The sequence below is a fragment of the Parvularculales bacterium genome (genome assembly GCA_036881865.1).
Classification (GTDB): Bacteria; Pseudomonadota; Alphaproteobacteria; order JAPOUT01; family JBAJNM01; genus JBAJNM01.
The window spans coordinates 1-25,085 of record JBAJNM010000028.1; the positions used below are offsets into that span (position 1 = coordinate 1).

24 protein-coding genes are annotated in these 25,085 nt (G+C 44.2%); 12 read left to right on the forward strand and 12 right to left on the reverse strand.

What is annotated here, in order from left to right; all coding sequences use genetic code 11:
- Positions 1-709 (reverse strand): selenium-binding protein SBP56-related protein (locus tag V6Z81_06965; GenBank protein ID MEG9862227.1); only part of this gene is annotated, 709 nt, incomplete at its 3' end.
- A gap of 297 nt (positions 710-1,006) precedes the next feature.
- On the opposite strand from V6Z81_06965, the gene V6Z81_06970 reads away from it, so the two are divergent.
- The gene (locus tag V6Z81_06970) at positions 1,007-1,546 is read left to right on the forward strand and encodes a LysE family transporter (GenBank protein ID MEG9862228.1); all 540 of its coding nucleotides are present in this window, start codon (positions 1,007-1,009) and stop codon (positions 1,544-1,546) included.
- Positions 1,547-1,559: 13 nt separating this feature from the next.
- On the opposite strand, the gene V6Z81_06975 is transcribed toward V6Z81_06970, so the two are convergent.
- The 3 genes from V6Z81_06975 to V6Z81_06985 all read right to left on the reverse strand — a co-directional run bounded on the left by V6Z81_06975 (position 1,560) and on the right by V6Z81_06985 (position 6,254).
- Positions 1,560-2,483 (reverse strand): hypothetical protein, encoded by a 924-nt coding sequence (locus tag V6Z81_06975; protein MEG9862229.1) that lies wholly within the window; start codon positions 2,481-2,483, stop codon positions 1,560-1,562.
- Positions 2,470-5,823 carry an AAA domain-containing protein gene (locus V6Z81_06980; protein ID MEG9862230.1) on the reverse strand — a complete coding sequence of 1,118 codons (3,354 nt, stop codon included), beginning with the start codon at positions 5,821-5,823 and terminating at the stop codon, positions 2,470-2,472. Before V6Z81_06980 ends, V6Z81_06975 begins: the two co-directional genes overlap by 14 nt.
- A gap of 215 nt (positions 5,824-6,038) precedes the next feature.
- On the reverse strand, positions 6,039-6,254 hold the full coding sequence (locus V6Z81_06985; protein ID MEG9862231.1) for a hypothetical protein: 216 nt from the start codon (positions 6,252-6,254) through the stop codon (positions 6,039-6,041).
- A 314-nt stretch (positions 6,255-6,568) separates the two neighbouring features.
- Here V6Z81_06985 and V6Z81_06990 point away from each other — a divergent pair, with 314 nt between their 5' ends.
- Both V6Z81_06990 and V6Z81_06995 read left to right on the forward strand, forming a co-directional pair.
- Positions 6,569-6,973, forward strand: coding sequence for a helix-turn-helix transcriptional regulator (locus V6Z81_06990; GenBank protein ID MEG9862232.1), 405 nt, complete (start codon positions 6,569-6,571; stop codon positions 6,971-6,973).
- The gene (locus V6Z81_06995; protein MEG9862233.1) at positions 6,973-7,698 is read left to right on the forward strand and encodes a hypothetical protein; all 726 of its coding nucleotides are present in this window, start codon (positions 6,973-6,975) and stop codon (positions 7,696-7,698) included. The genes V6Z81_06990 and V6Z81_06995 overlap by 1 nt, the downstream gene beginning before the upstream one ends.
- Positions 7,699-7,804: 106 nt before the next feature.
- Here V6Z81_06995 and V6Z81_07000 read toward each other — a convergent pair whose 3' ends face one another.
- From V6Z81_07000 to V6Z81_07020, 5 genes are all read right to left on the reverse strand, one after another.
- Entirely contained in the window at positions 7,805-8,692 is an 888-nt protein-coding gene (locus tag V6Z81_07000) for an ABC transporter permease subunit (protein ID MEG9862234.1), read from the reverse strand.
- Positions 8,647-9,513, reverse strand: a complete 867-nt coding sequence (locus V6Z81_07005) for an ABC transporter permease subunit (GenBank protein ID MEG9862235.1) — start codon at positions 9,511-9,513, stop codon at positions 8,647-8,649. The genes V6Z81_07000 and V6Z81_07005 overlap by 46 nt, the downstream gene beginning before the upstream one ends.
- Complete coding sequence (locus V6Z81_07010; protein ID MEG9862236.1) at positions 9,513-10,658, reverse strand: FAD-binding oxidoreductase; 1,146 nt, start codon at positions 10,656-10,658, stop codon at positions 9,513-9,515. Before V6Z81_07010 ends, V6Z81_07005 begins: the two co-directional genes overlap by 1 nt.
- Positions 10,659-10,743: 85 nt before the next feature.
- Positions 10,744-11,466, reverse strand: a complete 723-nt coding sequence (locus tag V6Z81_07015; GenBank protein MEG9862237.1) for a transporter substrate-binding domain-containing protein — start codon at positions 11,464-11,466, stop codon at positions 10,744-10,746.
- 77 nt (positions 11,467-11,543) lie between these two features.
- Entirely contained in the window at positions 11,544-12,317 is a 774-nt protein-coding gene (locus V6Z81_07020; protein MEG9862238.1) for an ATP-binding cassette domain-containing protein, read from the reverse strand.
- Positions 12,318-12,700: 383 nt separating this feature from the next.
- Here V6Z81_07020 and V6Z81_07025 point away from each other — a divergent pair, with 383 nt between their 5' ends.
- Genes V6Z81_07025 through V6Z81_07035 form a run of 3 tightly spaced genes read left to right on the forward strand, consistent with a single transcriptional unit; the run spans position 12,701 to position 16,207 of the window.
- Entirely contained in the window at positions 12,701-14,356 is a 1,656-nt protein-coding gene (locus V6Z81_07025) for a TIGR02391 family protein (GenBank protein ID MEG9862239.1), read from the forward strand.
- Between the two features lie 38 nt (positions 14,357-14,394).
- A complete protein-coding gene (locus tag V6Z81_07030; GenBank protein ID MEG9862240.1) occupies positions 14,395-15,582 on the forward strand; it encodes a DUF262 domain-containing protein in 1,188 nt (395 codons plus the stop codon).
- Positions 15,566-16,207 carry a HEPN domain-containing protein gene (locus V6Z81_07035; protein MEG9862241.1) on the forward strand — a complete coding sequence of 214 codons (642 nt, stop codon included), beginning with the start codon at positions 15,566-15,568 and terminating at the stop codon, positions 16,205-16,207. Before V6Z81_07030 ends, V6Z81_07035 begins: the two co-directional genes overlap by 17 nt.
- 39 nt (positions 16,208-16,246) lie before the next feature.
- Here V6Z81_07035 and V6Z81_07040 read toward each other — a convergent pair whose 3' ends face one another.
- The 3 genes from V6Z81_07040 to V6Z81_07050 form a co-directional block, all read right to left on the reverse strand.
- Positions 16,247-17,221, reverse strand: a complete 975-nt coding sequence (locus V6Z81_07040) for an endonuclease NucS domain-containing protein (GenBank protein ID MEG9862242.1) — start codon at positions 17,219-17,221, stop codon at positions 16,247-16,249.
- 198 nt (positions 17,222-17,419) lie between these two features.
- The gene (locus tag V6Z81_07045) at positions 17,420-18,649 is read right to left on the reverse strand and encodes a DNA cytosine methyltransferase (GenBank protein ID MEG9862243.1); all 1,230 of its coding nucleotides are present in this window, start codon (positions 18,647-18,649) and stop codon (positions 17,420-17,422) included.
- Entirely contained in the window at positions 18,650-18,853 is a 204-nt protein-coding gene (locus V6Z81_07050) for a MerR family transcriptional regulator (protein ID MEG9862244.1), read from the reverse strand.
- Positions 18,854-19,111: 258 nt separating this feature from the next.
- Between V6Z81_07050 and V6Z81_07055 the strand changes: the two genes are divergently transcribed.
- The 6 genes from V6Z81_07055 (at position 19,112) to V6Z81_07080 (ending at position 24,933) form a co-directional block, all read left to right on the forward strand.
- Positions 19,112-19,342 (forward strand): hypothetical protein, encoded by a 231-nt coding sequence (locus V6Z81_07055; protein ID MEG9862245.1) that lies wholly within the window; start codon positions 19,112-19,114, stop codon positions 19,340-19,342.
- Between the two features lie 26 nt (positions 19,343-19,368).
- Positions 19,369-21,858, forward strand: coding sequence for a hypothetical protein (locus V6Z81_07060; GenBank protein MEG9862246.1), 2,490 nt, complete (start codon positions 19,369-19,371; stop codon positions 21,856-21,858).
- Positions 21,859-22,211: 353 nt separating this feature from the next.
- On the forward strand, positions 22,212-23,141 hold the full coding sequence (locus V6Z81_07065; protein ID MEG9862247.1) for an HNH endonuclease: 930 nt from the start codon (positions 22,212-22,214) through the stop codon (positions 23,139-23,141).
- A gap of 1 nt (position 23,142) precedes the next feature.
- Positions 23,143-23,943: a hypothetical protein gene (locus V6Z81_07070; protein ID MEG9862248.1), complete on the forward strand. Its 801-nt coding sequence runs from the start codon at positions 23,143-23,145 to the stop codon at positions 23,941-23,943.
- A gap of 65 nt (positions 23,944-24,008) precedes the next feature.
- Entirely contained in the window at positions 24,009-24,524 is a 516-nt protein-coding gene (locus V6Z81_07075) for a hypothetical protein (protein ID MEG9862249.1), read from the forward strand.
- A 28-nt stretch (positions 24,525-24,552) separates the two neighbouring features.
- Positions 24,553-24,933 carry a GFA family protein gene (locus tag V6Z81_07080; GenBank protein MEG9862250.1) on the forward strand — a complete coding sequence of 127 codons (381 nt, stop codon included), beginning with the start codon at positions 24,553-24,555 and terminating at the stop codon, positions 24,931-24,933.
- Positions 24,934-25,085: the final 152 nt, after the last annotated feature.

Consider the following 25,085-nt stretch of genomic DNA (forward strand, 5'->3'; position numbering starts at 1 on the left):
AAAAACTCTCCACCGGCTCGCGTTTTTCGAAATCCCAGAAATGAAGTTCGCGCCCGTATTTAAGATGACCGACTTCTTCTAAATCAAAGCCGGGCATAAAGGTGTTTGGTGCCGCCCATTCAGAGGAGACCATCACATTATGCCGGGGCTGATACCAGAAATCATAGCCGAACTTGATGTCACCCATGGAATTCTCCCAGCGGCCCATAATCTCAAAATCCTTGTTGAGATGAAGATAACCGCCGGGGGCTTCGCCTTTCGCGTCGCCAAGGAAAGAAATGATGATTTCAGAGCCAAGGCAATGAATAGTATGCGGGCCAGAAAGATCCGCTCTGGCCTTGATCTCATCACCGTCGATCACCTTATGCAGGCGCGGTGCGCGCGGGTCTGTCATGGTGTCGACCACATGGATGTTGTTTGATCTGACGCCGGGCAGCAGCAGGTATTTCCGGGACATGCTGGCATCGTCGTGACAGGAGGAGCAGGCATTCCAGCCCATGTGATGCAGCTCATCCCCAATCCCCGGCATTTCCAGCCGGTGGATGACCTGGGAGTAGGTGGGGCTTTCGGGGTCAACATCGACAGTGGCCAGATAATCCGGCCTCTGGATGCCGGTACCAGTGTAGATAGCGATTGTGTAAAGAAGCTTTTCTCTTGGCGCTTCTATTGCCTCTGCCGGACTCGCATAGCCTGGTCCACAGCAGTCCATTCTCTAATCTCCCCTTTTCCGGTCTTCTTTAATGCTATCAGTCCGTATTAAAGGCGTATCCTGCCTAAATGACAACGATTCTGTGCGCGATTCTATGCAAAAGGGCATCATAGCTATCGATTACTCCCCTTGTTGTGGTTAAATGAGGAGGGACGGGGACAGCGGACAAGGACAGCGGACAAGGACAGCGGACAGCGGACAAGGACAGCGGACAAGGACAGCGGACAAAGACAGCAGACAGGGGCAGCGGCAGCGGACATGGACTTATATCTGGCTCTTTGGGGCTTTATCATTTTTATGGTTGGCACGCCCGGCCCCGCCAATATGCTGATGATGTCGGCGGCGGTCCGGCACGGCTATCTTAAGCTATTACCCTTTTTGCTGGGTTTGATCATTGGCAAGTTCGCGATCAATATCTCAATATCCTTTGGTCTGGCGACTTTTCTGTTCAGCCATCCACATGCCAGCAGCATCTTCGCCTATATATCCGCAGGCGTGATGACGTATCTTGTTCTGAAGGGCTGGACGCCCAAAGGGGATAGTGCGGCTGGTGATAAAGCCTTTGGCATATTAACGGGCGTTATTGTGCATCCGCTCAACCCGAAGGCGTGGGTGATGTGCACACTGGCCTACACGCAATTCTCAGGCGGCTTTGAGACGGGGTTTGAGAGATATGCCCTCATCCCGATCAGTTTCATCTTCGTGCAACTCACCTTCCACTCGTTATGGGGTCTGGCGGGTGCATTACTGAAAAAGCAGCTGTCAGAGAACCTGCTGATGCACAGGGCTCTGATTTTACTGACACTGGCAGTGATTTTATGGGCGTTGTTCCGGTAAAATTTTACGATGATCAGCCATCAGCATTCTTTTTTGCATCTCTCAATCCGGGAATAAATTCAGGATTCTGTTTGATATATTTGGTTACATATTCGGTTAGCTCACTTTCAAGAGTAGGGCGAGTTTTATCAAATTTTCGCAATGTTTTCCGACAATGTCTGACCTCAATATTCCAGTCCAGGTATTCATCTTCGAAAAAAATCAGATTGAATTTTATACTTACCGGAATTGCATCAATTCTCTTAGATCCGCAAAAATCATAAAAATAATGCTCATGATTTCGATTATAAAATTCAACAAATTCCGGCTTGTCGATATTGGATAGTGTTGGCTTTTTCTCAGATATAATGCAATTGGGAGGGTAGCTCCCGCCTATACTTAAATCGCGAGTTTTTACTGATTTATAGCCTGAAAATTCATAATCTGATTCAATATCGGTTGAGTCATCATCACTAAAGAGCGGTTGATCCAGATTCTTGAGAAAATCCTCATAATCACCCGTACCCATTTGAGAAATTGCGAGAATATAATATTCAACATCAATCGTTTCATGCTTCTTGATATCGGTATTATTATCTTCGAAAAACTCCCGACCTTCAGCAGTTAGTTCGTAATAAGTGTTATTCTCACTTTCGATATTTTTGATAAGAAAACCGCATTTAGCCATGTCGATCAAGTGATCTAATATAAAGCTGTCTTCGCTGATACCCAGAAAGTTACATATCTCTGTGTGTCTCACCACCCCACCATCAATTAGTCCAAATATAATCCTCGTAAACTCATCCGGCATCACTTCAGTCAGCGCATGAATCTCTTGTTTGCAACGCCAGAAGGGAATATATATTTCCGCATCCCATTTGCGTTCGTAGCCATTGCCAATATTATGATGCTCGCCTGGAGTATACTGGTATTCATTTTTGTTTTTAAGCTCTGTCATGATCAATGACCTCCTCAAAGGATTGGTAAATACAATTACAATCTCTCAGCTGTTTAATTAGTTGTACCAAATGCAAGTCGTCCCTGTTCTGGATTTCACTCCCTTTCCTGCACACTACATCATTCAAAATGTGTTCACTGTCACCTACAATGATCAGCAATTTTTTTGCTCTTGAGAAAGCCACATTTATCCTTCTGTGATCATCCAGGAAACCGATAGATTTGTCTCTAGTGTTGCTTCTGACCAAATCATAAATAATGATATCTTGTTCAGATCCCTGAAAACCATCGACAGTCTGAATTTTAATGTTTAATTCACCGTGGTCCCGGTGATATTTCTGCTTCATCATATTCAAATGTTTGACCTGGCAGCGATAACCGGCAATGATTCCAACTTCATTTGGGATTTCGTTATTGTCGTTGTGCAGATGACTTAACTGCTGAAGCGTTGCATTAATGACTTGAACATTGTGGGGGTTATGCCTGTTTTTTGACCCTCCAGTGTCACGTCGGTTTGCATTTTTTGATGTGGAAATTAAAATTATGCTGTTTTGCACTTCCACTTCTTTGCCATATTCCATAATGCGCACAAAAGGAGTTCGCAGTGGGATATGATGATTTTTTTCATCATTGTAACCTGAATGATTATCTTCAGAAGGATTATTTAGTTTACCCCTGTAGAAGTTCTCTGAAATTAGATTTCCAATATGGCGAGGCATGCGATACTGGACATCCAGTCTGGTCATGAAAACATCACACAGGTTAGCGTTTCTGAAACCATTGTATAGCCGCTCAAAAGCGCTTGGCCCATAGGTCTTGTCAAAATCGAGATCTTCGTCAAGATCTTCCCGGACTCCATCCTTGACGTCATCATGTTTGGTTATCATGGGTCTCAGCTGCTTGTGATCTCCTACGAATATGGCTTTATTGGAAATGACAAGGGGGACAAGGGCCTCAGAGTTTGTTGCTTTGCCTGATTCATCCATGATGAGGACATCGAATCTGGGGTGCATTTCCCTATATCTTGAACTGTCAATGTGAATACAGGTTGAACCAAAAACATTCATTGTCCTGCCAAATGCAGTATCCAGACCAGTATCATAACCGCCCTGCTTAATGGTCGAAGCACTTTGGAACTTCTTTTTGCTTTTATCTATGGTTGTGGCACGATTAATGAAAGCAATCCAATCCGAGTGAATCCCTTGCAATTTGGTAAAGTCACTTCCCAATTCTTTGTTGAATATCTCTTTGACTTCTTCAAGGTTATCAGCATTTGCAAATATTTTGTCATAGTAGGATTTTCCAAAGGAATTTTTTTGGTATAATTGTCTAAACTGCTTAATGTTATTGATTTTCTTATTTTGAAAATCTTTGTACAGCAGTGCTAATGCTTGAGTGGCATTTGAGAATTTATCAGTGAAATTATTTCTGGATTTTTCTTCAGTTTTTCTAATCCAATTTTTGAATTTGACATCCAGAACATGATTCGCACAAATATCGCTATTTGCATTGGTATTTTCGCTTTTGATTTTACTAAGTAAGCGGGCAAATTTTGTATTTCCAATTTGTCCATTCTTCTCTAACTCATCAAGGCCCAAGAACACGTTATCAACCGCTGTGTTGGACTGTGAAGCTATGAGAATTTTTATGTTTTTGTTTACCGTGGTCAATTGCTGAATTATCTCAACAATGACTTTGGTTTTACCTGTCCCGGGTGGTCCCTGAATGAGATGGATGGGCTTCTTTCTATCTAGCGCACTCTTAACAGCCTTTACCTGCGAGTCATTGAGTATTGACATTGGCTTGAAATCATTACCGCCGGTAAGCATGGAGTTAGTATTACCAAAATTACTTTTGGGTGGGTTTTCTGGATTCACAAAATAATCAACTAGAACTGGATAAACAACTTCCCCATCCATGAGACGATCACTCGCTCTGATTTCTTTGTGATATGGATTTAGTAAAGTGTGGATATCTTCCGTCAGCACACCAGCAGGGGGGATGCTATGAGCAGGTTTCTTAAAATCTTTGATAACTATCTCTTTCTTACTTTTGTTGATACTGGCAATCTTCCCGATTTCGAGATCATCAATCAGGAGACAGAGCGATTGATATTTTTTGTCACTTAATTTTTTCCAATCATCAAAGTCATCATCCAGCGTAAAAATTATATTTTCCTTGTTGTGATCACATTGCCTCCTGCGAGCGTATTTAATCCTTAGAGCATTCTCATCCTTGTGTTTCAGTTCGTGCTCAGATAATGATCTCCAATGTGTCGGCGAGGATAAAATTTGTTGATCAGGTTCAGATTCATGATCTACCGAATTCTCCAAAGGAAGAGCAGATACATCAGGAAGGGGCTCACATTCATATAAACCCATTCCAGTTATGAATCTATGTTCAGCCCTGACACCGCAGCGCAAAATATTCTTTGCTGGTTTATCTTTTTTACACTTCAGAAAAAGGTGACCACAGCTTTCATCTCCCCTATCTGGTTTTACAATGAACAATCCACTTTCGTTTTCATTACTCCAAATGATTTGATGTTCACCTTTGTTAGATTTTTTTGTGTCCTTCAGCCACCAGCACCCGGAATTTAGTTCTTCCAGCAAATGCTCAAGATTATGCTTATTATCGTTGACCGCCACATTAACATCATCATAGGTGTCTGGCACTTCTTCAGTTTCAGCTGGTAATTCAGCGATTTCTTCTAATAACTCCGGATATGTTTCATATTTTCCGGATTGGCATTTTTTGTAAATTTCGTTTCCTGGGTAAGTTGAATTTAAATAGTCACAGAACAGATCTGACAATGAAATGATGTCATCTTTCATTGTCCTATTATCAGGCTCAATATCTTGAAATGTGATTATTTTATTATGGATTAGGTCTGTTAAGCCGATGAATCTGAATTTAATTTTATTATCCTTATCCTTGACCACGGTTGAGTGATCCAGAACCAACCCGACTTGATGTTCTTGAAATAATTTATCTAATGTTACTACAGCCTGCTTAAAATCTTGTTTGTTAAATTTCTGTTTGGCCGATTCTTCAATTTGATCATATACGATATACGAATAGTCGTTATGTTCATTTTGAATGAAATCACGCGGGCGTTGAATGTTTCGAAGCAATGAATAATTATTATGAAGCGGCAGAGATTTATATGTTCTGAAAGCTCTATCAATATTTTCCGATCTATCTGTGTTTATTCTTCTTATCCAAAGAATTTCCACACCGTCGCCAAAGATAACATCTTTAGCTTTTTGAAAACCTGCATCCGCAGTGCGAAACTCAAGAATTGGATCCTTTTGTAGCTCGTAGCCTTCTATATTTATCATTTCTAGTTCTCCTTTGCCAATATGGCGTGATTATCTGCTTGTTGTTCCGGTCAATGTTGCTTTGTTCAGTTGTTGAATATCCGGTAGGCCTTCCCATTCCATTCGCAAATCGCAGAATGGCGGCTGGCTGCCGGGCGTCGAAGATACAGTGATAGCCAAACCTCAAAGAGGCTGTTGATTGCTATGGCTACACTGTATCTCCACATATTTGCCTCCTATTTTTTGGGTTTGTTTTTGGGTTTGTTTTTGTTTTTTTCTGCTGCGCGTTGGGCGCGTGCAGCAAAGCCCTTGGAAGATACTTCTCCTCCGCCTTTTTTAGCCTCCATACTTTGACGTCTTGAGGCAGATTCGCGGGTCATTGGGGTTTTTGCCCCATTTTTCTTTGACCCATTCTTTATTGAGCCATTCTTTGATCTGGTTTTTTTAGACATTGTTTTTTCCTTTCATTGGCATTGATTAATTCACATAATCCTGTATAATTAGTTCACAGGCTCCAGTAGTCATGCAATTGGTGCAAATATAAATTTTCAGCAATTACCAATGCATAACATGCAAGTAAGTAATCATTTGAGAAAATACAAGGATAGATAGTGAAAAAAACGGCATTTGTTGGTTTAGAATTGAGAAACATGTGTAAAAACATAGTGTTAGATCAATCTCAATTAGCAAAAATATGGAGCCGAACAAGTCGTCCCGCGCATTCTTTGCAAGTATGCAGTCATTCGAGCAAATACAAGGAGTAACAATGAAAAAAGAAATGACATTTACAGCCGTCCTTGGTTTGATGTTGAGAAATATGTGTAAAGACAAAGGGTTAGATCAAGCTCAAATGGCAAAAAAAATGGGGATGAACAGGTCATCCTGGTCCAGAATTGAGAACGGAATCACGGCAGTTGATATTCAGCAATTAAAAAAAATCGGGGAAATACTCGGTGTGGATGCTACTGTTATACTGGAAAGAGCCGAAGCCGTTGCACAGTCGCTGGAGGACAAGGGTTACACCGTACATTTTGACACTACCAAAACCGTCGAGGAAAAATCCAAGGCGAAGGGAATAGCCCTAGTGGGCGGTGCGGTGCTGGGCTTGCTTGTTGGCGGTATATTGCTTTCTATGACTAAAGATAATGAAGATGATAAGAGCAGTTCATAATGAAATCCCCAAAAACAAAGTCTTCAGCTAAGAAGAAAAAATCTAATGAGAGGTTATGCCCCTTTTGTCAGGAGTCGATTAAGGTGCTTGCAATCAAGTGCAAGCACTGTGGAAGTGATTTAGATCTGGATGATTTGGGCGATCCTAAGCAATATATTAAGTATCACGTGAAACGAGAGGCTGATTTATTCATATCCAGCTTTAAATGTGTAATTCAAACAATATTGGGGATATTGGTAATTGATTGGGGACAGGAGTTCGAAATAGATTTTCCAGATTTGAACGAGATAATTATGGAATTTGATTTTATTTCAGCAGACAACGAAATAAAGAATTGGGTCGTAATGGGTATTGGTATTGCGATATTGATTAAAGCATTCTTTTATCCAATGCAATTAATGGATTTAACAGATGATATTCCTGGGCTCACAGAATTGAAATCAGAGTATCCGGAGCTAGTGGATTTTGAAGTTGAGAATCCTAAAAGCGGTGAAATAATATTATTTACGCTGATTGCTGCAGCAGTGCTTGTGGGAATAGTTTTGTTTGAGCTCTGGAATGAGAGTAATAAAATATATATATTAAGTTTGTTAATCTTTGGTCTGACCTGGTGTAGAGCACTTAAACTTGCGACAGATGATCAAGTCGTGAAAATACCAGAAGAAATTGCGAAAATAATTTTTAACACACCCCATTCTGATACTGAAAAAGAAGAAGAAAAGTAACACTGCCTGATTTCCGACATTGCACAGGGGTGGGTTCATTTTATTAACATCGGCAGGATTCTATGGTCGCTGTTCCGGTAAGATCACCGGGGGAAGGCTGTGCGGCCTAGCGGATAAAATTCATTTTAAGGCGTATTTTTGCTCTCTGGTTAGAGGGCAGGTGCCGGTTGAGGTACTTGTTGATCAGACCGAACAGGCCAATCACCGAAAGGGTCAGGATGATGAAATACATCCCGACAATGGGATAGGGGATAAACGGGTTGAAGGTTTTATCGGCAAAATAACTGGCATAATAGATTGCATCGCCCTTTTGACGCCATGCAGGGAAACCTGTGAAGAACACCAGCGTTGTCGCATGAAAGAGGAATATTGCTTCATTGGTGTAAGACGGCCATGCCAGACGCAGCATGGTGGGCCAGATAATCCGCCGGAATTTCTTCATGCCGGTAAAGCCGAAGGCATCCGCCGCATCGATGTCATGGGATGGCACTGAACGTAACGCGCCGTAGAAAATCTCCCCGGTATAGGCTGACGTGTTAAGAAACAGCACGATCAGGGCTCCGAGCCATGCTTTGGTCAGCCAGCTTGTTTCCATTGTTACCGTCATGAACCCAAGATTGATATCGATGCCGAGCCTTGGGAGCAGCACGAAGATGTCATAGGCAAAGAAGAACTGGATAAACAATGGCGAGCCCCGGAAAATAAAGATCAAAGCCCGGGACGGGAAATTGAAAATTGCTATTTCGGAGTTCTTCCCCAGCGCCAGTGCGGTTGCAAACAAAAACCCGGAGAGCAGGGCCAGGGCGCCGAAGTAGATGTTCCAGATCATCCCTGAGCCGATAAGGACGAACTGCTCACATAACGTGATGCCGGATTCCGGCAGGAGCCGCTCGCCGTAACCGATGGAGCGCAGGCCGTAACCAGAAAGGGTTTCAAGGCAGGACATGATCAGCCGCCCTTTCCGGCCATCGTGGCCTGACCGCGCGACAGCCATGCTGAGAGCCGGTCAAACGCCGATTGCGATATGTAGGTGAGAGAGAGGTAAAACACCATCAGCACGGCAAAATACCATGCCCGCCAGTCGGGGTGCGGGTAGTCATAAATACTGGTTTTCTGCCCTCCCAGCTCACGGGCCCAGTAAACAATATCCTCTATGCCCAAAATGAAGAGAAGCGGTGTCGCTTTTACCAGGATCTGCCATATGTTCGAGAGACCGGGGAGGGCGTAAATCCACATTTGCGGCAGAAGTATCCGGCGGAAAATCTGACGCTGTGACATCCCGAAAGCCTCACCGGCTTCAAGCTGGCCTTTTGGGACGGCGGACATTGCGCCGGCAATGACATTGCCTGTAAAAGCACCGAAAACGATGCCGAACGCCAATAGGGCAAGGGCAAATCCATAGATCTCATGCACCCACTGGCCGGCTGTGCTGAGGGGCAGTTTTGCCGCCTGACAGACAACGAAGTCATTGCCCTGCCTTACGGGTTCCGTGACATCAGAGCAAAGGATGCGGTGGCGCAGATACTCGAAAGCCTGATCAAGGGCAATTGGAATAAAAAGGAAGAATACAATATCCGGGACCCCGCGGATGACTGCCAGATAACCTTTGCCGAGAAACCGCAGGAAAATGAACGGTGACCGGCTGGCCACCGCGCCTGCAAACCCAAATCCCATGGCCAAAGGCGCGGCCATGAGAAGGAGCATGATGACGACAAGGAAGGAAATATAAAACGATACGTGTTTGGGGGTCGTTATGTAGCAGGACAGCCACATCAGCCCCTCAATGGATTTCGGGTCTGTGCAATAGCTGAACATTACGTCCCGCCCGGATGATCGCCCGGATGATCAGGACCGGCCAGCGGCGGGAAAGGCTCCAGCAGAGGGTCTCTCTTGCCTGTCATCACTTCGGCAATGCCCAGTTTCCCGGCCAGAGGGGCGTTTGTTATGCCCGAATGCATGACCGCCATATAGAGATTGTTAAACCGGACCCCGTTTCGGTCACACACCCGCCCGATTTTTGGCCGTCCGTCCATCGTAAGAGGGCGGCGGCCCAATGTGTAATGATCAAGTTCCATCACCCCATCATAGTGAAGTCTGCCGGCCATGTCCTGAATAAGTTTCCCGGCAGAGCAGGCAGCGTCAGGATCATCTTCGGCGTCATCCCCAAAGCCCCCGCCAACCACAAGACGGCCCTGATCGTCCTGGCGGGCGTGAAAACCCAGCCCGGTGATGGGATGGTCAAGCAATGGGGGCAGCGGCCGGGTATAGGCCAGAAGACCGAGGGTCGAGCGCATCGCAAAATCCACATCGATACCGGATAAAAGGGCGGGTGTGCCAAGCCCGGCGGTCACAATGACAGTCGCCCCGTCAATTAAACCGTCAATCACGCCCTGATCCGTTTCAACGCCTGTGATATGTCCGCCGTCGCGAAGCAATTGATGCACTTCACAGGATTTGACGGAAGCGCCGCTTGCCTCAAGCAGTGCTCGCGCAGCGATATGGCCTTCAATGGCCAGATCATTACTGCCGTAGCCGGCGGTATCAGGATGGACTTTAAGTTTTGGCAGTTTCTTTGCCGTATCGGCAGCTGATGCCAGCACGACATCATGCCCCCATTCCTGATGTTGGGCCACCGAGCGGCGGATGGCCGCATCGTCCATATCCCAGAAAAACGCACCTTTGGAGGTTTCCCTGATGGCATCAATGTCAGCGATGAGGTCCGGCCAGTAACTAAGGCTGGCCAGGCGAAAGGACGCATAATCCCTGTCATCATCGGCATAACCGTTAACCCAGCCCCATGTATTGCTGGTGGCTTGCCTGGGGTCTTGCGGCAATGCGGCTGCCAGCACTGTGATATCACGCACACCATGCTTATGGGCGTGATAGGCAAAAGATGCCCCCAGAATCCCGCCGCCAATAATGATGATGCGCTGTGCCGTGTGGTTTTCGTGGTTTTCCATTTACTCTATGGACCTTAAAAATGGCCCTGAAACAGAGAAAGACGGCAATGCCGTCTTCCCCATAGTGTCATAAAATCAGCGGAACCTAGTAGGTTGCGGCTTCATCGCCAAACCACTTCTTGATCATTTTGTTCAAAGTTCCGTCGGCTTTCACGGATTTGATGGCTTTGTTCATTTTTGCCTTCAGTGAACCGTCGGATTCGCGGAGTCCCATGCCAATGCCGCCGCCGAGGGAGACTTCGCCCATGACTGCAAGCTGACCGCCGGATTCATCGATGATCGGCATAAGGTAATCACCGTCTGCGAGCACCGCATCAGCCTGACCGTTTTTCACGGCAGCAACGGTTTCATCAGGGGTTGCAAACTCAACCAGCGTTGCGCCGCTATCCGCGACATAGCCGGCCTGGATAGTCGCCGTCTGGGCTGCGATGACGCCGCTCTTCACGTTAACGGAAGATCCGGCCAGACCCATATAGATTGATGGTGATGGCGGGAAATAGGCCTCGGTGAAGTCAATCACTTCATCCCGTTCATCGGTGATGGACATCCCCGCCATGATGGTGTCGTAATTTCCGGAAACCAGATTGGGAATGATCGAATCCCATTCATTGGTCACCCAGACGCAGTCCAGTTTGGCGCGTGAGCAAAGCTCATCACCCAATTCACGTTCAAAACCGTCAACTTCTCCCTGGTCATTGATCATATTATACGGAGGGTAGGCCCCTTCCGTGCCCATCCGTATGGTCTCTGCCATAGCAGGGCTTGCGACAAAAGCAGCGACAACTGCTGACATTAGAATTTTCTTCATTGGCTTCCTCCTAGGCAAAAACCGTCACTTATTATTGATATTGGCGAATCAGCTTAGCATAGAAGCATATAGCGCCGCTATATCGAAGATGCTTTGAGAAACTGCTTGAGCCGTGCCGATTTGGGCTTGCCGAAAATATAGGCACTGCTGCCCTCGCATTCAACGAGGCCTTCGTGAAGGAAAATCACTTTTGAGGATACATCACGGGCCAGGTTCATATCATGGGTGACAAGCAGCATGGTGCGGTTTTCTTTCGCCAGATCCCTGATGACTTTGATGACTTCCTGCTCCAGTTCAGGGTCGAGGGCTGAAGTGGGCTCGTCGAACAGCAAAACCTGGGGTTCCATGGCGAGGGCCCGGGCGATCGCCGCCCGCTGCTGCTGTCCGCCGGAAAGCTGGGCCGGATAAAAGTCAGCTTTATCGGCAATTCCAACCTTATCGAGAATGGCGCGGGCCTTATCCATCATCCCATCACGATTATGGCCGAGTACCGTTACCGGGGCCTCAATAACGTTCTCGGCTATTGTCATATGCGCCCACAGGTTGAACTGCTGGAAAACCATGGAAAATTTGGTGCGAAGCGCTACGACCTGCTTTTTATCGGCGGGATGGCGCTCGCCTCTGGCATAAGTCCAGCGTACGGCCTCGCCGTTATAAATGATCTCGCCCTGATGACTCGCCTCAAGCAGGTTGATGCAACGCAGAAACGTTGACTTGCCGGAGCCTGAGGATCCGATGATCGAAATCACATCGCCATTATTCGCCGTCAGGCTGATTCCCTTGAGGACCTCAAGCGCATCATAGCTTTTATGTAAATCACGAACTTCAAGAACATGTTCTGACTTGGCCAAGTTGTGTTATTTCCCTCAATTATAATTCGTTGATTTAAATGGTTAAGCTACAAAGAACGGGTGCACAGCACGGCAGTATCAGGGGTATTAACGCTACTATATTGCCTGATCGGCTTCCTTTCAAGCGCTATGCATGGAGAAAAATCATGAAATTTGAGGCTCTGGCCATCCATGCTGGGCGGTCTGTTGATCCCGCAACCGGCGTCGTGATCATGCCCTTGCATACGATCACGACATTCGAGATCAATGTTTGAACAAGCCATGATTTTGTTATCCAAAAAAATTGACTATTATGTGATCTGAGGCTTTGTTATAGGTTATTATTATAATAATATTAAGTAGATAATTGTTGGTTCTTCAAGTGCAATTGAAATAGGGTAACCATGAATCATAGTAACCCCCCCTTAGAAATGAGTTTTGACCCCAAAACAATCGAACATTTGGGATCTAAGATGTATTCAAGAATACCCAACGCGATTGCTGAACTAATAGCAAACGCTTATGACGCTGAAGCGTCACGGGTAGATATTCTTTTGTATGACACTGAAAAGGGTAAGAGCATCAAAGTCATAGATGATGGTCACGGTATGACTTACGATGAAATTAATATTAATTTTCTTCGAATAGGTCGAAATAGAAGGGCAGGGGGTGAAACAAAAACATATTCAGGTAAACGTAGAGCCACAGGAAAAAAAGGATTGGGAAAACTGGCACTATTTGGAATTGGAAAAACGATTAAAATAACAACAACGAGTAAAAACTCTGAAAGAGAAACAACATTCACACTTGATTGGGATAAATTAAATAACACTCCAGAAGGAAAACCCTATAAACCAAAATATGAAATTAGAAATTGCAGTAAGTCTAAACAAGGCACGACAATCTTACTTGATGACATGAATAGGGTAAGTCCTTTCAATGAAGTAGATTTGGCCATTAGCCTTTCTAGACTATTCAATTGCTTTGATAATGAATTCAAATGCTATGTAAGATTGAATGATGGCAAAGCCCGTACGATTGATAGTAAACTAAGATATAAGAGCATTGATAATAAACAATTCAAGTGGATCTTTCCCAGTTTCTGCAAAAAAGTTAAGGATGATTATAAAAACAAAAATTTAATTTCCGGAAAAATAATATCTGCTGGAAAACCTCTAAAACCAGAATTGAGAGGAATAACTCTTTATGCAAATGGTAGAATGGTGAACTATGCTGAATTTTTTGGAGTATCTGAATCAAGTCATGGTTTTTCTTATATAACAGGTTGGCTGGATGTTAATTTCGTAGATGATTATGACCCCGACGTTATTGCAACTGATAGGCAATCTTTAAATTGGGAAGTAGCGGAACTCCCAGCTCTTCGATCATTTCTACAAAAAATTGTGAGAAAAATTGAAGTTGATTGGAGAAAAAAACGAACAAAAAAGCGTCAGGAAAAAATAAAGAAAGAATCTGGTATAGATTTAAGCAAATGGTATGAAACGCTTCCTTTAACAATCCGTTCCAATGTTGAAACTCTAGTCAGTCATCTCACTATCGACTCAGAACAACCAAGCGGAAAAGAAGTGGATATAGTGAAAAAAATTCATGATCTTGCTCCTGAGTATCCAAATTACCATTGGAGGGAATTGCATCCCGAGGTAAAAGTTGCATCAGAAACAGCATACCAAAATGCGGATTACTATACGGCATTTAATGAAGCAGTAAAACATTATGTAAATAATGTTAGAAATAAATCCAGTAGTACCGCAGGATCTGATCACTCTATGATGGGTCACGTCTTTGGTGATAAGAAGTTATTGTCCGTAACCAAAAATTTTAAAAGGCCAGATGGTAGTAATTTTGGATCCAGCACACTTGGAAACATTGAAAACGGGCAAAGAGAACTTTCTCAGGGGGTTATCACTGGATGCAGAAACCCAGTAGCTCATGAAGAGCATGCTGATTTAAGAGATTCTGGTTTGTTTAGCGAAAAAGACTGCTTGGATGCATTAAGTTTATTGTCACATTTATTCAAGCGGCTTGATGATGCGGGTTGATTTACTATAATTTTCTAACAAATAAGTGGGGGTTTAGCATGGAACACGAAGAAATTGACGAGGAATTTGAGGACCTGGAACCGACGGAAGAGGGTGTTAGTTCCGAAGCGACAGGAGATGATTTCTCCTCATTACTAATTTCACCTACCGACTGGACAATCGAAACCCTATACAGGCAAATTGGAACTCAAATAAACCTAGCACCAGATTTTCAACGTCGAAATGTATGGCCTCAGAAAGCAAAAATTAGTTTTATTGAATCGCTCTTTTTGGGAATACCAATTCCACAAATATTACTTTCTGCCAGTGGTGGGAGTGGTAAATCATATTTGGTCCTTGATGGTAAACAAAGGCTCTTAACTATTAAGGAATTCTTGGATGGTAAATTCCAGGATGGTAAAGTATTTTGCCTGAAAGATTTACGGATATTGTCAGAGCTAGAAGGAAAGTCTTGGGAAGAGATTGCACAATGTGAGGAATGGAAATTTGAACTTCTAAATCAAACTCAACGAACTGCAGTTATTAGAGGCTGGGAAGATGATAGAGTTCTTTACGAGATTTTCCATCGGTTAAATTCGGGCTCAGTAAAATTATCACCTATGGAACTCCGCATGTCTCTTTACCCGGGTGAATTTCTGACATTTCTCATTGGGTGGACAGACACTGTTGGTCCATTGCATGAATTAATTTCAAAGACCAGCCCAGATAAACGGATGAATGATGTTGAGTTGGCAGCTCGCTTTCTGGCGTTTTCCGATCCAGCTCTATCCTATGCTGGTAACCTAAAGAGTTTTCTTGATAAATTATGCAAGCATTACAATAAAGCATTTATTGATGATGCCAATGCAAAGAGTGTTATTTGCGATAGATTATCGCAAATGAATGCCGCCATCAATGCGGGTATAGAGATTTTCCCTGACAAAAAATTCTGCCGAAAAATGGTCGATGGGGAATTTGAAAACCGCTTCAATAGAGCGCTTTTTGATATTCTCGTTGGAGCTCTAGCAGATCAACGTGTTAGGGAGTGGGCTAAAACTAATCCCGAGAAATTTGTTGCAGCTTTTGCTGAAGTTTCAACAAAAGATGACTTTCGACGTTCAGTGGAATCAACGACGAAATCTATCTCTTCAACTCGCACAAGATTCAGTCTTTTTTACACGAAAATCGCCCATGTGTCTGGTATTAATATCAATGAACCGGTATTTACTGATGGAATCACCGACTGAGAATTACAAGAATCTTAAACATTCGCTTAACGACACTAAAAAAATTCTTAATAGAGTGCCGAAAGATCAATGTGTAACATTGCTTGATCAGCTGAAAGTAAAATCTTATGTGTTATTAGCTCACGCAGCATTTGAACAATATATTGAGGAGCTTGTGAGAGAAACTTCGCACGAAGCTCATTTACAATTAAAACAAAAAAATAGAATATGCCGTGCATTGCTTAGCTTAATTTCATCAGAAGCAACTTCGCAGGTTGATGACAAAAAGGCTCGCAGAAAAATAAATGCGTCAATAGCATCTAATCTTTATAAATTTGCAGAAGAAGCTAAATCAAATCTGGCTCAAGATATACATGAAAACAATGGTGTATCAACCAATGATCAAGAAAAATTGCTAATACCAATTGGCGTTGACCCTGAGCAGGTCGACCTTGCCGTATATAATGCACTGCATGCATTTGGAAAAAAGCGTGGAGAAATAGCTCATAAAGCAAAGATGAAGATTGAGGATACTCGAAGCTCTGTAATAACAGATACCAACGAAATCTTAAAAGGATTGCTCAATTTCGATATCGCCGCTTGTGCTAATCTAAATGAAGGAATGTCAAAAACGAGAATTGAGTAAAATGTGCCGTGATACTTGATGCAACAGCATTTCATTATTTTATTCAACTAATCTAAAATCAACCTCATATTTAAAAAAACGAATATTGGGAACATTCTTTAATGCGTAATCTAATTTTTGATCCTTTTTATGCGCAATTATGCAGCCGTTAACTTTTTGTGAGTCTGAACAAAGATTCTCCTGAACCCAACCCATATACCTAAGTGTTTGCCCAACCACTATATCTGAAGCCATATCCCGCTTAAGTTCCAAAACCAAAAAATCAGACTTGTCTTTATTGAGGCCAAGTATATCTATTGGTCCTGTTGATGTTCGAAATTGTTGCCCAACTAACTGTCCATCTTTTTGATAAATTTCATATTGATTGCCAATTGGCAACTGACGCCAGTTGTTGATAATAAAATCTTCTAGATGTTTTTCAAATAGAAATGAGCTTTGACCGTATTCTATTGTTTCCTGAGTTACCTCAGTCAAGCTTTGAAGATTTGAAGATAAAATATCTCTTAGATCCTGAACAGTGAGTGCAATTTTAATACAAGTGTGACCTTGTACAGTATGGACAGAATCTTGAAATGAAATTATTGCCCCTGTTCCTAAAAATGTGAATGGGTCTCGAGTGTTCCATCGTGCAAAAAAAAGTGGTTTAAGTACACCAGTTATGAGTTGCTGAAATAGTGGTTGTTCAGAATGACTGTTGGGTTTTCCAAACCATATCAAAGTTTGTGTCTTGGGATCATAATGATTATCGAAATCATGGCCTGTTCGCCCAGGTACATCGATATTCATGAATACAAATAGATTGTCCCCAATTCTATCGTACCCAGTATCCCAGTTGCCACCTTGGGGAGGATTTTCGGGTCGCGCGATTGTGGCTATCTCTTTCCTTGTGTATTTTGCTCCGCGTTTGAACATAAGATACTCTGTATAATTAAATATTGTTTGGCCATAGTTTTTTGGCATTGTCCAATTGCTAGCATAGCAGCGTTCGTCCATGGATACTACTGGCATGGTCATGATTGTCCAAAAGGTAAACTCCCAGCCACTAAATAGAGACTTTTAGCGCACAAAAATATTCAGAAACATTGACCGCGATCGGCGATCTACCGACGATTTGAGATGCGACGGTTGGCAAGTAGTTACGAGTTGGCCCTACCAACTTGATAAGGGAGTGAAAGATTTTCTATCTCTTCTGGCTGAGCAGCGAGAAGAAAATTAGTTGAGTTGAATCGAGTTAGTTAAATATTTTGCAAAAAAAGAAGCGAGTTTTGGCGGTACGGCGTTGCCAATCATTCGTGCAACGATGCCGCTCCGTTCGGTTGGATAAAATATGTAATTATCGGGAAAGGATTGGAGAGTTGCTGCTTCACGAAGCGAAATACCGCGTAACTGCGTTTCGTCAAAATGTCCGTATCGCCCGTTGGAAATACTATTGCATTTGGTAGTAATTGTAGGCGAGGGTCGGTCGGGGTGCATCCTTGTATAAACATCGGAAAAACACCTTGAATTGGATCGGCTATTAGCCCTGCGATGGCAGTCCAAAGATAGGTCACCGAACTTAGTATTTTCCATGTATATGTTAGTCTCGCCAGGCTTGGCGCAAGATAGCCGTTTAAGGTTTAGCTCGCTCAAGGCACGCGCTTGATGATTTGGCACATTCAGATGATTTTCACCAGCTTCTATGGGTGGTAAATGACTGATGGCTTCGCGTACGGATACTGGCAGCGTGTCTGGGTCGGCTTCAGGGACCAGAAGCTCAGATTCTAGAGCATTGGCCAGTCGCTCACCTTTCACCTGATCTTTGTGGGCAGCCATCAAGATAGACCGTTTGCGGTATTGGGGAATACCAAATTTTGAGGTGCAAACCACTTTAGATCCTGTGACGTAACCAATATCTTCCAAGATTTGGCGAAATTTATCCCATACGCCACCGTATCGAGGATCCTTGATGCCTGCAACATTCTCGGAAAGAACAAGTTCTGGTTGGAAGTATTTAACGAATTTAGCAGCTTCAGAAAGAAGCTTACGGTCACGGTTGCGGCCTTCCTTTCGTTCCTTGCTAAGTTCTTTCTTCGAGAGTTTGGTGAAAGGCTGGCAAGGAGCACAGATCGCAAAAAGCAATGGTGTATTCTTAGCCTGGGAGCGATAGAACGGAATTAGGTTTTCTAATTCCTTGAACAAATACCTTTGTTGGCCTTCCGGGTATTTCCTGTTGGCAGGGAAGATGTCTCGTTCTAAAAAGCGTGGCGGGCTATAGTCGATTGTGTTGTTAGCATTGTTTTCGACATAGGTGCGTTCACATTGAGCATCTTTGTCGATACCAGCAATCACGTAGCCTCCCGCGTCAATCAGGCCTCGTGTTGTTCCACCGGCACCGCAGAAAAAATCGACTGCTAGAAAGGATGGTTTGCGCAAAGTCGATTTGCTCTTCTTTTTCTGCGCCATCTAGCGAGTCCTTACCGATGTTGACCATTTTTTAAGGCGGGCAATATCTTCTTTTGTAAATAAGCGCCAGTCGTTCCTGTCACGCCTAACATCACGGACACGTCCTTCCCGGAACCAACGCAAGAGAGTCGGGCGTGATATGCCCGTTGCCTCGGCTGCTTCCTTCGTCTGATAGTAGGTTTTTCCGTTGATGCGCTTGGGCATGCCGTTCTTCCAATAAATATAGTTGACTATAGTTAAATATACTTGAAATGAATTTGTTGTTCAATAGTTTTATTGTTTTGAGTCAACTAGTTATAAAGAGACTCTGCCAACAACACTTAACTGAGACTGGGTTGCTTATGCTGGACGTGTCATTCCATTTGCGTATATGAAGCAAAAAATTCTTATATACGGCTTGAAAATTTAATTATACGCGTATATTTATCTTATATACGCCAATTTAACGGATGGAGACTTAGTATGAGATCAGAGGATCGTCAAAAATTCGTGATATTAGCTACAAAACGGGTAAACAGCGCGATTAAAGCCATAAATCTAATTGGGAATCTATCCAATAAGTCAAATTATGATTATACAGATGAAGATGTGTCGAAGATATTTAAGGCACTCCAGAATGAGGTGGGTGCCTGCAAAAAACGCTTTGATATGGCATCAAAACCAAACAAGAAGGGCGCATTTTCACTAGATTAATTACGACCAATGTAGGGAGGCGTGGAATGGACACAAAAGATGTTTGTTTGCGTTTGTTAAAGGCTGATTCTGAGGCGGATGTTCACAAAATCATTGAATCCATACCAGAAATGCAGGATCAGAATAACTGGCAACCTCTGGATAAGCGCGACACCAATTTCAATGTGACGTCCAATCAGGCATCCGACGGCGGTAAAGCACTTACCGAACTTATGACTAATATGGTGGACGCAGTGCTGATGAAGCACGCATTCCAGAATGGTGTTGACCCCAGGTCCCCTAAGGCACCAAAAACCATGTATGATGCGGTTGATTTTTTGGTAAAGGATCTGCGCGGTGGAAAGCTGGTCAACCTTGACCCCAAAGACACGTGGTTGCGGGAATTTGCCCAGAAAAATTTAGTGATTGGCATCACTGGTGCTAAAACCAAAACTGAAGGGCTACCATGCTATACTTTTGTCGATAACGGTGAAGGCCAGCGGGGGGAAGATTTCGAAAACACTTTCTTGTCGCTTAGTGCTGGGAACAAGAAAAGCATCCCCTTCGTTCAGGGTAAGTACAACATGGGTTCATCGGGCGTGCTGCGATATTGCGGACGTCGCTGGTTCAAATTGATCGTCTCACGACGTTATGATGGTAAAAGTGATTGGGCTTGGACGCTCATGAGGCGCCGGCCTGGCGATAGCGAAAGTATGCCGGTAGCCGAATATTTTATTCTGGGGGAAACGAAAATCCCATCATTTGACAGCGACTATCTGCACCCTTTCCATACTATGACAGATAAACGCTATGACGGCGTACTGCTCAAAACTGGTACGGTGGTGAAACTATTCGATTATCAGGTTGGTTCTAGGTTTTTAAGTTTCAGGGGTGCGCGTGATACTTTGAACGAAAACCTTGTTGAAACTATTTTACCGTTCCGGCTTTTAGATTTTCGTCAATTGCCGAAAGGCAAGAAGGCTATTGAAGCAGCAAAAAAACGTGGCAGCGACCGAGCGGAGGGTGTAGATCCTCGGCCATTTTATGGAATGGAGTTTTTGCTCTTGCGCTCTCATAAAGAGGAAGGGCTTGAAGACGAGGAAGAAGATGCGGCAGGCGAGGATAAAATTTCTGTTGGTATCATCAAGGATCATGAACTTGGCACGGTGTCAGTGAGTGCAATTCTACTTAGGCGAACTATCCCAGGATGGCTGAAAGCCCCTCAAAATCCCAATCGAGTTTTTCACAGCGTGAATGGACAGGTGCAATACAAGCAATCGCGTGGTTACCTCACTCGATGTGGATTTCCTGCACTCAAAGACCGAATAGTCATCGTAGTTGATGCTAGTAATTTGACTTTCTCCGCTCACAACGATGTATGGAAGGGCGATCGGGAGCATATTAGCAATACCATAGTCGGCGAACAGTATCTGGAAAAGGTGACAATGGTGATCAAAGAATCAACGGCGTTGCGAGATATTCAGAAAAAAATTGCCGAGCAGGAACTTGAGCGTGCTTCCAAGGCTGAGAGTAACGAGCTTTTTCAAAAACTGGTGGATTCTGATCGCAACCTAGCTGGTCTCTTATCTCGACGCGATCCCTCAATACACTTGCCTGCAGCAGGCGGTGGTGCAACTGGATCCGAAACTGGTGGAGGTGAGTGGGATAGAGGCAAATATAGTCCAACCTTCATTCGTCTGGAGGAGCGCTTAAAGAAGGATGGCATTGTGGTCCCAATCAATCGCACGAGACCTGTGGGTGCTCGTACAGACGCTGAGAATGGTTATCTGAATCGCGCGGATAACCCAGGTCATATAATCATTAATGAAGAAGTTCGCACGAAGTTTGGAATTCGTCAGCAGCTTCATGATGGAAGGTTGATTATTTTTTTCGAACCACGGATGGAGGTGTTATCAATTGGCGATGAATTTACCTTCAGGCTCGGCCTGAAAGATGATGCAATGCCCGATATCATTGAAAGTGAGGAATTGATCCTACGTGTAGCGGAGGAGCATAGCCCGCCACCTCCGCCTCCACCATCGCCTGATCCAGACGAGCATAGATCTGGCGAGGGTAAAACTGACGAGGGTAAGGGCAAAAATTCCCCAAGACTTGGTTTGCCAAAATGTATCCTACTCACCAAGGACGGTAGGGACGTTTCCGGATACAACGTAGAGCCTTGGCCATCTGATTTTAATGAGCATGATGGTGGAGTGATCGAAGATTTAGGCGAAGATGGCGCGGTTTACAAAGTCAACTACGACAACGCTTATCACCTACAATATCGTCTCCAGCAGCGTGGGGGTGTATCCCGCGAGGTCGTGACCGAAAAGTATATCCTCGGTATGCGTATTCTCATGCTTGGATATGAGCATGCACTCCGCGCTCTTCAAGATGGAAGTAATGAAGGTGTCGTGGAATTTACCGATAATTTTCGGCGTATGGCTGCGCGCGGTGCAGCGTCTACTGTTTTAGCACTTGCCGAAAATTTGCCCAAAATCATTGATCGATCCAGCGTAGAAGAGGATATAGAGTAGCCAATTAATTTTACATACCTTTGTTACTGTGTTGTAGACTCAATGATATAAGAATTGACGTGGGTAATTATATTTTATTTATCTCAATTGCCTTGTAAAATGTTCAAAAAATATCTTCTATGTGAATAAATCGTCACAGTGGTATACTTCACTTTTTGACGTATCGACTAATTTGTTCAGTAAATTTAGTGAGAAAATAATCACGAAAAAAGCATATTGCTCTATTTAATCTTGCTACTCACTTTCAATATAATAAGATTTAAAGGAGTGATATCATTATAGAATTATTCGAATGACGATGAGAACGTAAGTGATTAAAATGGATATACTCCTAGGCAACTGAGAATAAAGTGATGACAGATATTCACCGAGACACCCAAATGCGAATGACTGCTTTTGAACGTGCCAGAACTCTGAATCAGCTATACGATAGTCATTTGACGCATAAAGAACTAGCGCAGGGTTTTTATTTCGAGGGGATGCGCATTCCGATCTACCATCCTCGGAAAGGCATCTTCAAACCCAAGCAGATGCAATATTTGCTCTCAATTAAGACCGTCTTTCCAAAGCCCGGTCAACGCGTTTGGTATGATGATCAACTTGATGTGCATCGCCAGATATTGGAGGGCGATGAGATGATCGAATATGCTTTCATGGGAAAGGATCCAGATGTGGCTGAAAATCGATGGCTACGTGAGGCGTTTGAAAACGATATCCCTATTATTTACTTTCTGGGCATTGCGCCTAACGTTTATCAAGCTATTTTTCCCGCATTCATAATGGGATGGGATGCAGATACCCTTGTGGCACAAGTGGCGTTCGGTATATCAGAGTATCATGTGATAACTCCTTCGGAAAAAAACATCGAACGGCGATATATTCCTCGCGAGGTAAAGCAACGTCTTCACCAAGCAATATTCCGTGAAGCAGTCCTAGATGCTTATAGCGGACGCTGCGCTTTGTCTGGTTTACCAGAATCACGATTACTTGATGCTGCACATATCATTTCTGACGCGAATGAAGAGTTTGGGCAGCCCATTGTCTCGAACGGGTTACCGCTCTCAAAGATCCATCATGCCGCGTTTGACGCGCACCTTATTGGCATTGATTCTGATTACAAGTTGCACGTATCGGATCAACTACTTGACCAGAATGATGGACCGGTGCTCGAGTCTCTCAAGCAACTCAGAGGTGAGCGACTCCACTTGCCGAACCGACTCCAAGATAAGCCAGATCCTGAGCGTCTCGCTATGCGGTTTGAGCAATTTATGAAGGCGGTTTAATATGTCCTTATTTTCGCGAACGATAGGCATCGATTATTCTGGTGCAAAAACTCCGATATCTAGCCTCAATGGACTCCGAGTTTACAAAGCAGAAAATGGTAACTCTCCTACGGAGGTGTATCCACCGCCCAGTCCGCGAAAATACTGGACTCGTAAGGGTTTAGCACATTGGTTGGTAGAAACTCTTGCAGATGAAAAGCCAACATTAGTTGGAATCGACCACGCTTTTTCATTTCCGCTACGTTATTTCGAGGTTCACCGTCTTAAACGTGATTGGCCAACCTTTCTTGATGACCTCCATCACCATTGGCCTACTGACGAGGATAATATCAAAGTAGATCACATACGTGATGGATTGGTAGGCAATGGCGCGGCGCGGACCGGAAATACCCGCTGGCGTCGACTGGCTGAACGAAGAGCAGGTGGAGCTAAGTCTGTCTTTCATTTTGATGTTCCAGGGCAAGTTGCGAAGTCCACCCATGCAGGAATCCCATGGCTGCGCTATATTCGACAAGAGCTGGGTGAACGGGTTCATTTCTGGCCCTTCGATGGTTGGGACATTCCACCAGGAAAGTCCGCCATTTCAGAAGTCTATCCTGCACTTTGGTTTCATAACTTCGATTGTGAAGACCGTACGCGTGATCAGCATGACGCCTATACAATTGCCGCCTGGTTGTCTGTCGCTGATAGGGATAGTAGTCTCGTCGAATTCCTCCAGCCTAGACTTTCGCAATCGGAGAGTGCTTCGGTATTTGTGGAAGGTTGGATATTGGGTGTGCGCGGAGCTATCCCTAGGAAATAAATATTGAGTTATAGAACAACAGGATAAATGATGAGGCATAAACCTATAGCAGATGGAAAAAGGCGATGTTTGATAAGCTGGTTGATAATCTGAAAACTGCCGCCTGTAGTGATGATGCAGAAGCTGCGGTGAAATCACTCCTCACGGATTTTGTCAAAGATCCCGATAGGGCAAAATCGGCCCTTCCTGATTACACTGAAGACGATGTTATTCTTTTTGAAGATGACAGTATCTCAATCTGGTTCTGCCGGTTTCAGCCCGGGATGACCGTCCCTCCCCATGATCACAGAATGTCTGCAACGATTGGCGTTTTTCAGGGGGTAGAGCGTAATGACCTCTATGAGCGCACTGATGGAGATATGCCGGTGTTGAAATCAAGCACGCCAATCCCTGCCGGAACAGTGGTGCAGATAGCCGCTGATGCGATCCATGGCGTATGCTGCACCAGTAACGTGCCCTCTGAAGCGATCCATGTGTATCTTGGCGCGCTGACCCGAACGGATCGCTCTTTATTTGATACGGATGCCGGTGTTGAGTTATCCTGTACGGATGAGAACTATCAGCGGCTGTTGAAGACGTAGTCCTGATTCTTGCAATAGGAAAGTAGCTATGGCAGCAAAAGATACAGCAAAACGTCACGGCACCTGCCATTGCGGGGCGGTTGAGTTCGCCATTCCTGCAGATACAGATTTCACCAAAGCCAAACGGTGTGACTGCACGTTCTGCCGCCGCCGCTGGGCGCCTAATGTCTCGGTTCCCAAAGATGCCGTTTCGGTCATAAAGGGTGCGGACATACTCACCTGCTATCAGTTCAACACCGGAACGGCAGAGCATTATTTCTGCTCAAAATGCGGGATCTATACGTTCCACCGCCGCCGCAGCAATCCTGATGAATATGGCGTCAATGTCAGCTGCTTTGAGGGTATCACGATGTCTGATTACAACAACGCCCCCATCTTTGACGGGATCAACCACCCAAGCGACAGGTGAGGGGTTGCCCCCATACAGGGGTATCAGGTATGCATAAAACCCCGAATATATGAGATGAAGGAAGATACCATGCGTATCGCGATTGCCGGTCTTGGCACGGTTGGTGCTGAGGTTGCCCGACAGCTTATCAATGAAAAACCCCTTGATGCCCG

Coding starts and splice junctions, on each gene's coding strand:
- V6Z81_06970 (MEG9862228.1), top strand. CDS start 1,007: ATGGTTGGCACGCCCGGCCCCGCCAATATGCTGATGATGTCGGCGGCG.
- V6Z81_06975 (MEG9862229.1), bottom strand. CDS start 2,483: ATGACAGAGCTTAAAAACAAAAATGAATACCAGTATACTCCAGGCGAG.
- V6Z81_06980 (MEG9862230.1), bottom strand. CDS start 5,823: ATGATAAATATAGAAGGCTACGAGCTACAAAAGGATCCAATTCTTGAG.
- V6Z81_06985 (MEG9862231.1), bottom strand. CDS start 6,254: ATGTCTAAAAAAACCAGATCAAAGAATGGCTCAATAAAGAATGGGTCA.
- V6Z81_06990 (MEG9862232.1), top strand. CDS start 6,569: ATGAAAAAAGAAATGACATTTACAGCCGTCCTTGGTTTGATGTTGAGA.
- V6Z81_06995 (MEG9862233.1), top strand. CDS start 6,973: ATGAAATCCCCAAAAACAAAGTCTTCAGCTAAGAAGAAAAAATCTAAT.
- V6Z81_07000 (MEG9862234.1), bottom strand. CDS start 8,692: ATGGCTGTCGCGCGGTCAGGCCACGATGGCCGGAAAGGGCGGCTGATC.
- V6Z81_07005 (MEG9862235.1), bottom strand. CDS start 9,513: ATGTTCAGCTATTGCACAGACCCGAAATCCATTGAGGGGCTGATGTGG.
- V6Z81_07010 (MEG9862236.1), bottom strand. CDS start 10,658: ATGGAAAACCACGAAAACCACACGGCACAGCGCATCATCATTATTGGC.
- V6Z81_07015 (MEG9862237.1), bottom strand. CDS start 11,466: ATGAAGAAAATTCTAATGTCAGCAGTTGTCGCTGCTTTTGTCGCAAGC.
- V6Z81_07025 (MEG9862239.1), top strand. CDS start 12,701: ATGAATCATAGTAACCCCCCCTTAGAAATGAGTTTTGACCCCAAAACA.
- V6Z81_07030 (MEG9862240.1), top strand. CDS start 14,395: ATGGAACACGAAGAAATTGACGAGGAATTTGAGGACCTGGAACCGACG.
- V6Z81_07035 (MEG9862241.1), top strand. CDS start 15,566: ATGGAATCACCGACTGAGAATTACAAGAATCTTAAACATTCGCTTAAC.
- V6Z81_07040 (MEG9862242.1), bottom strand. CDS start 17,221: ATGACCATGCCAGTAGTATCCATGGACGAACGCTGCTATGCTAGCAAT.
- V6Z81_07045 (MEG9862243.1), bottom strand. CDS start 18,649: ATGGCGCAGAAAAAGAAGAGCAAATCGACTTTGCGCAAACCATCCTTT.
- V6Z81_07050 (MEG9862244.1), bottom strand. CDS start 18,853: ATGCCCAAGCGCATCAACGGAAAAACCTACTATCAGACGAAGGAAGCA.
- V6Z81_07055 (MEG9862245.1), top strand. CDS start 19,112: ATGAGATCAGAGGATCGTCAAAAATTCGTGATATTAGCTACAAAACGG.
- V6Z81_07060 (MEG9862246.1), top strand. CDS start 19,369: ATGGACACAAAAGATGTTTGTTTGCGTTTGTTAAAGGCTGATTCTGAG.
- V6Z81_07065 (MEG9862247.1), top strand. CDS start 22,212: ATGACAGATATTCACCGAGACACCCAAATGCGAATGACTGCTTTTGAA.
- V6Z81_07070 (MEG9862248.1), top strand. CDS start 23,143: ATGTCCTTATTTTCGCGAACGATAGGCATCGATTATTCTGGTGCAAAA.
- V6Z81_07075 (MEG9862249.1), top strand. CDS start 24,009: ATGTTTGATAAGCTGGTTGATAATCTGAAAACTGCCGCCTGTAGTGAT.
- V6Z81_07080 (MEG9862250.1), top strand. CDS start 24,553: ATGGCAGCAAAAGATACAGCAAAACGTCACGGCACCTGCCATTGCGGG.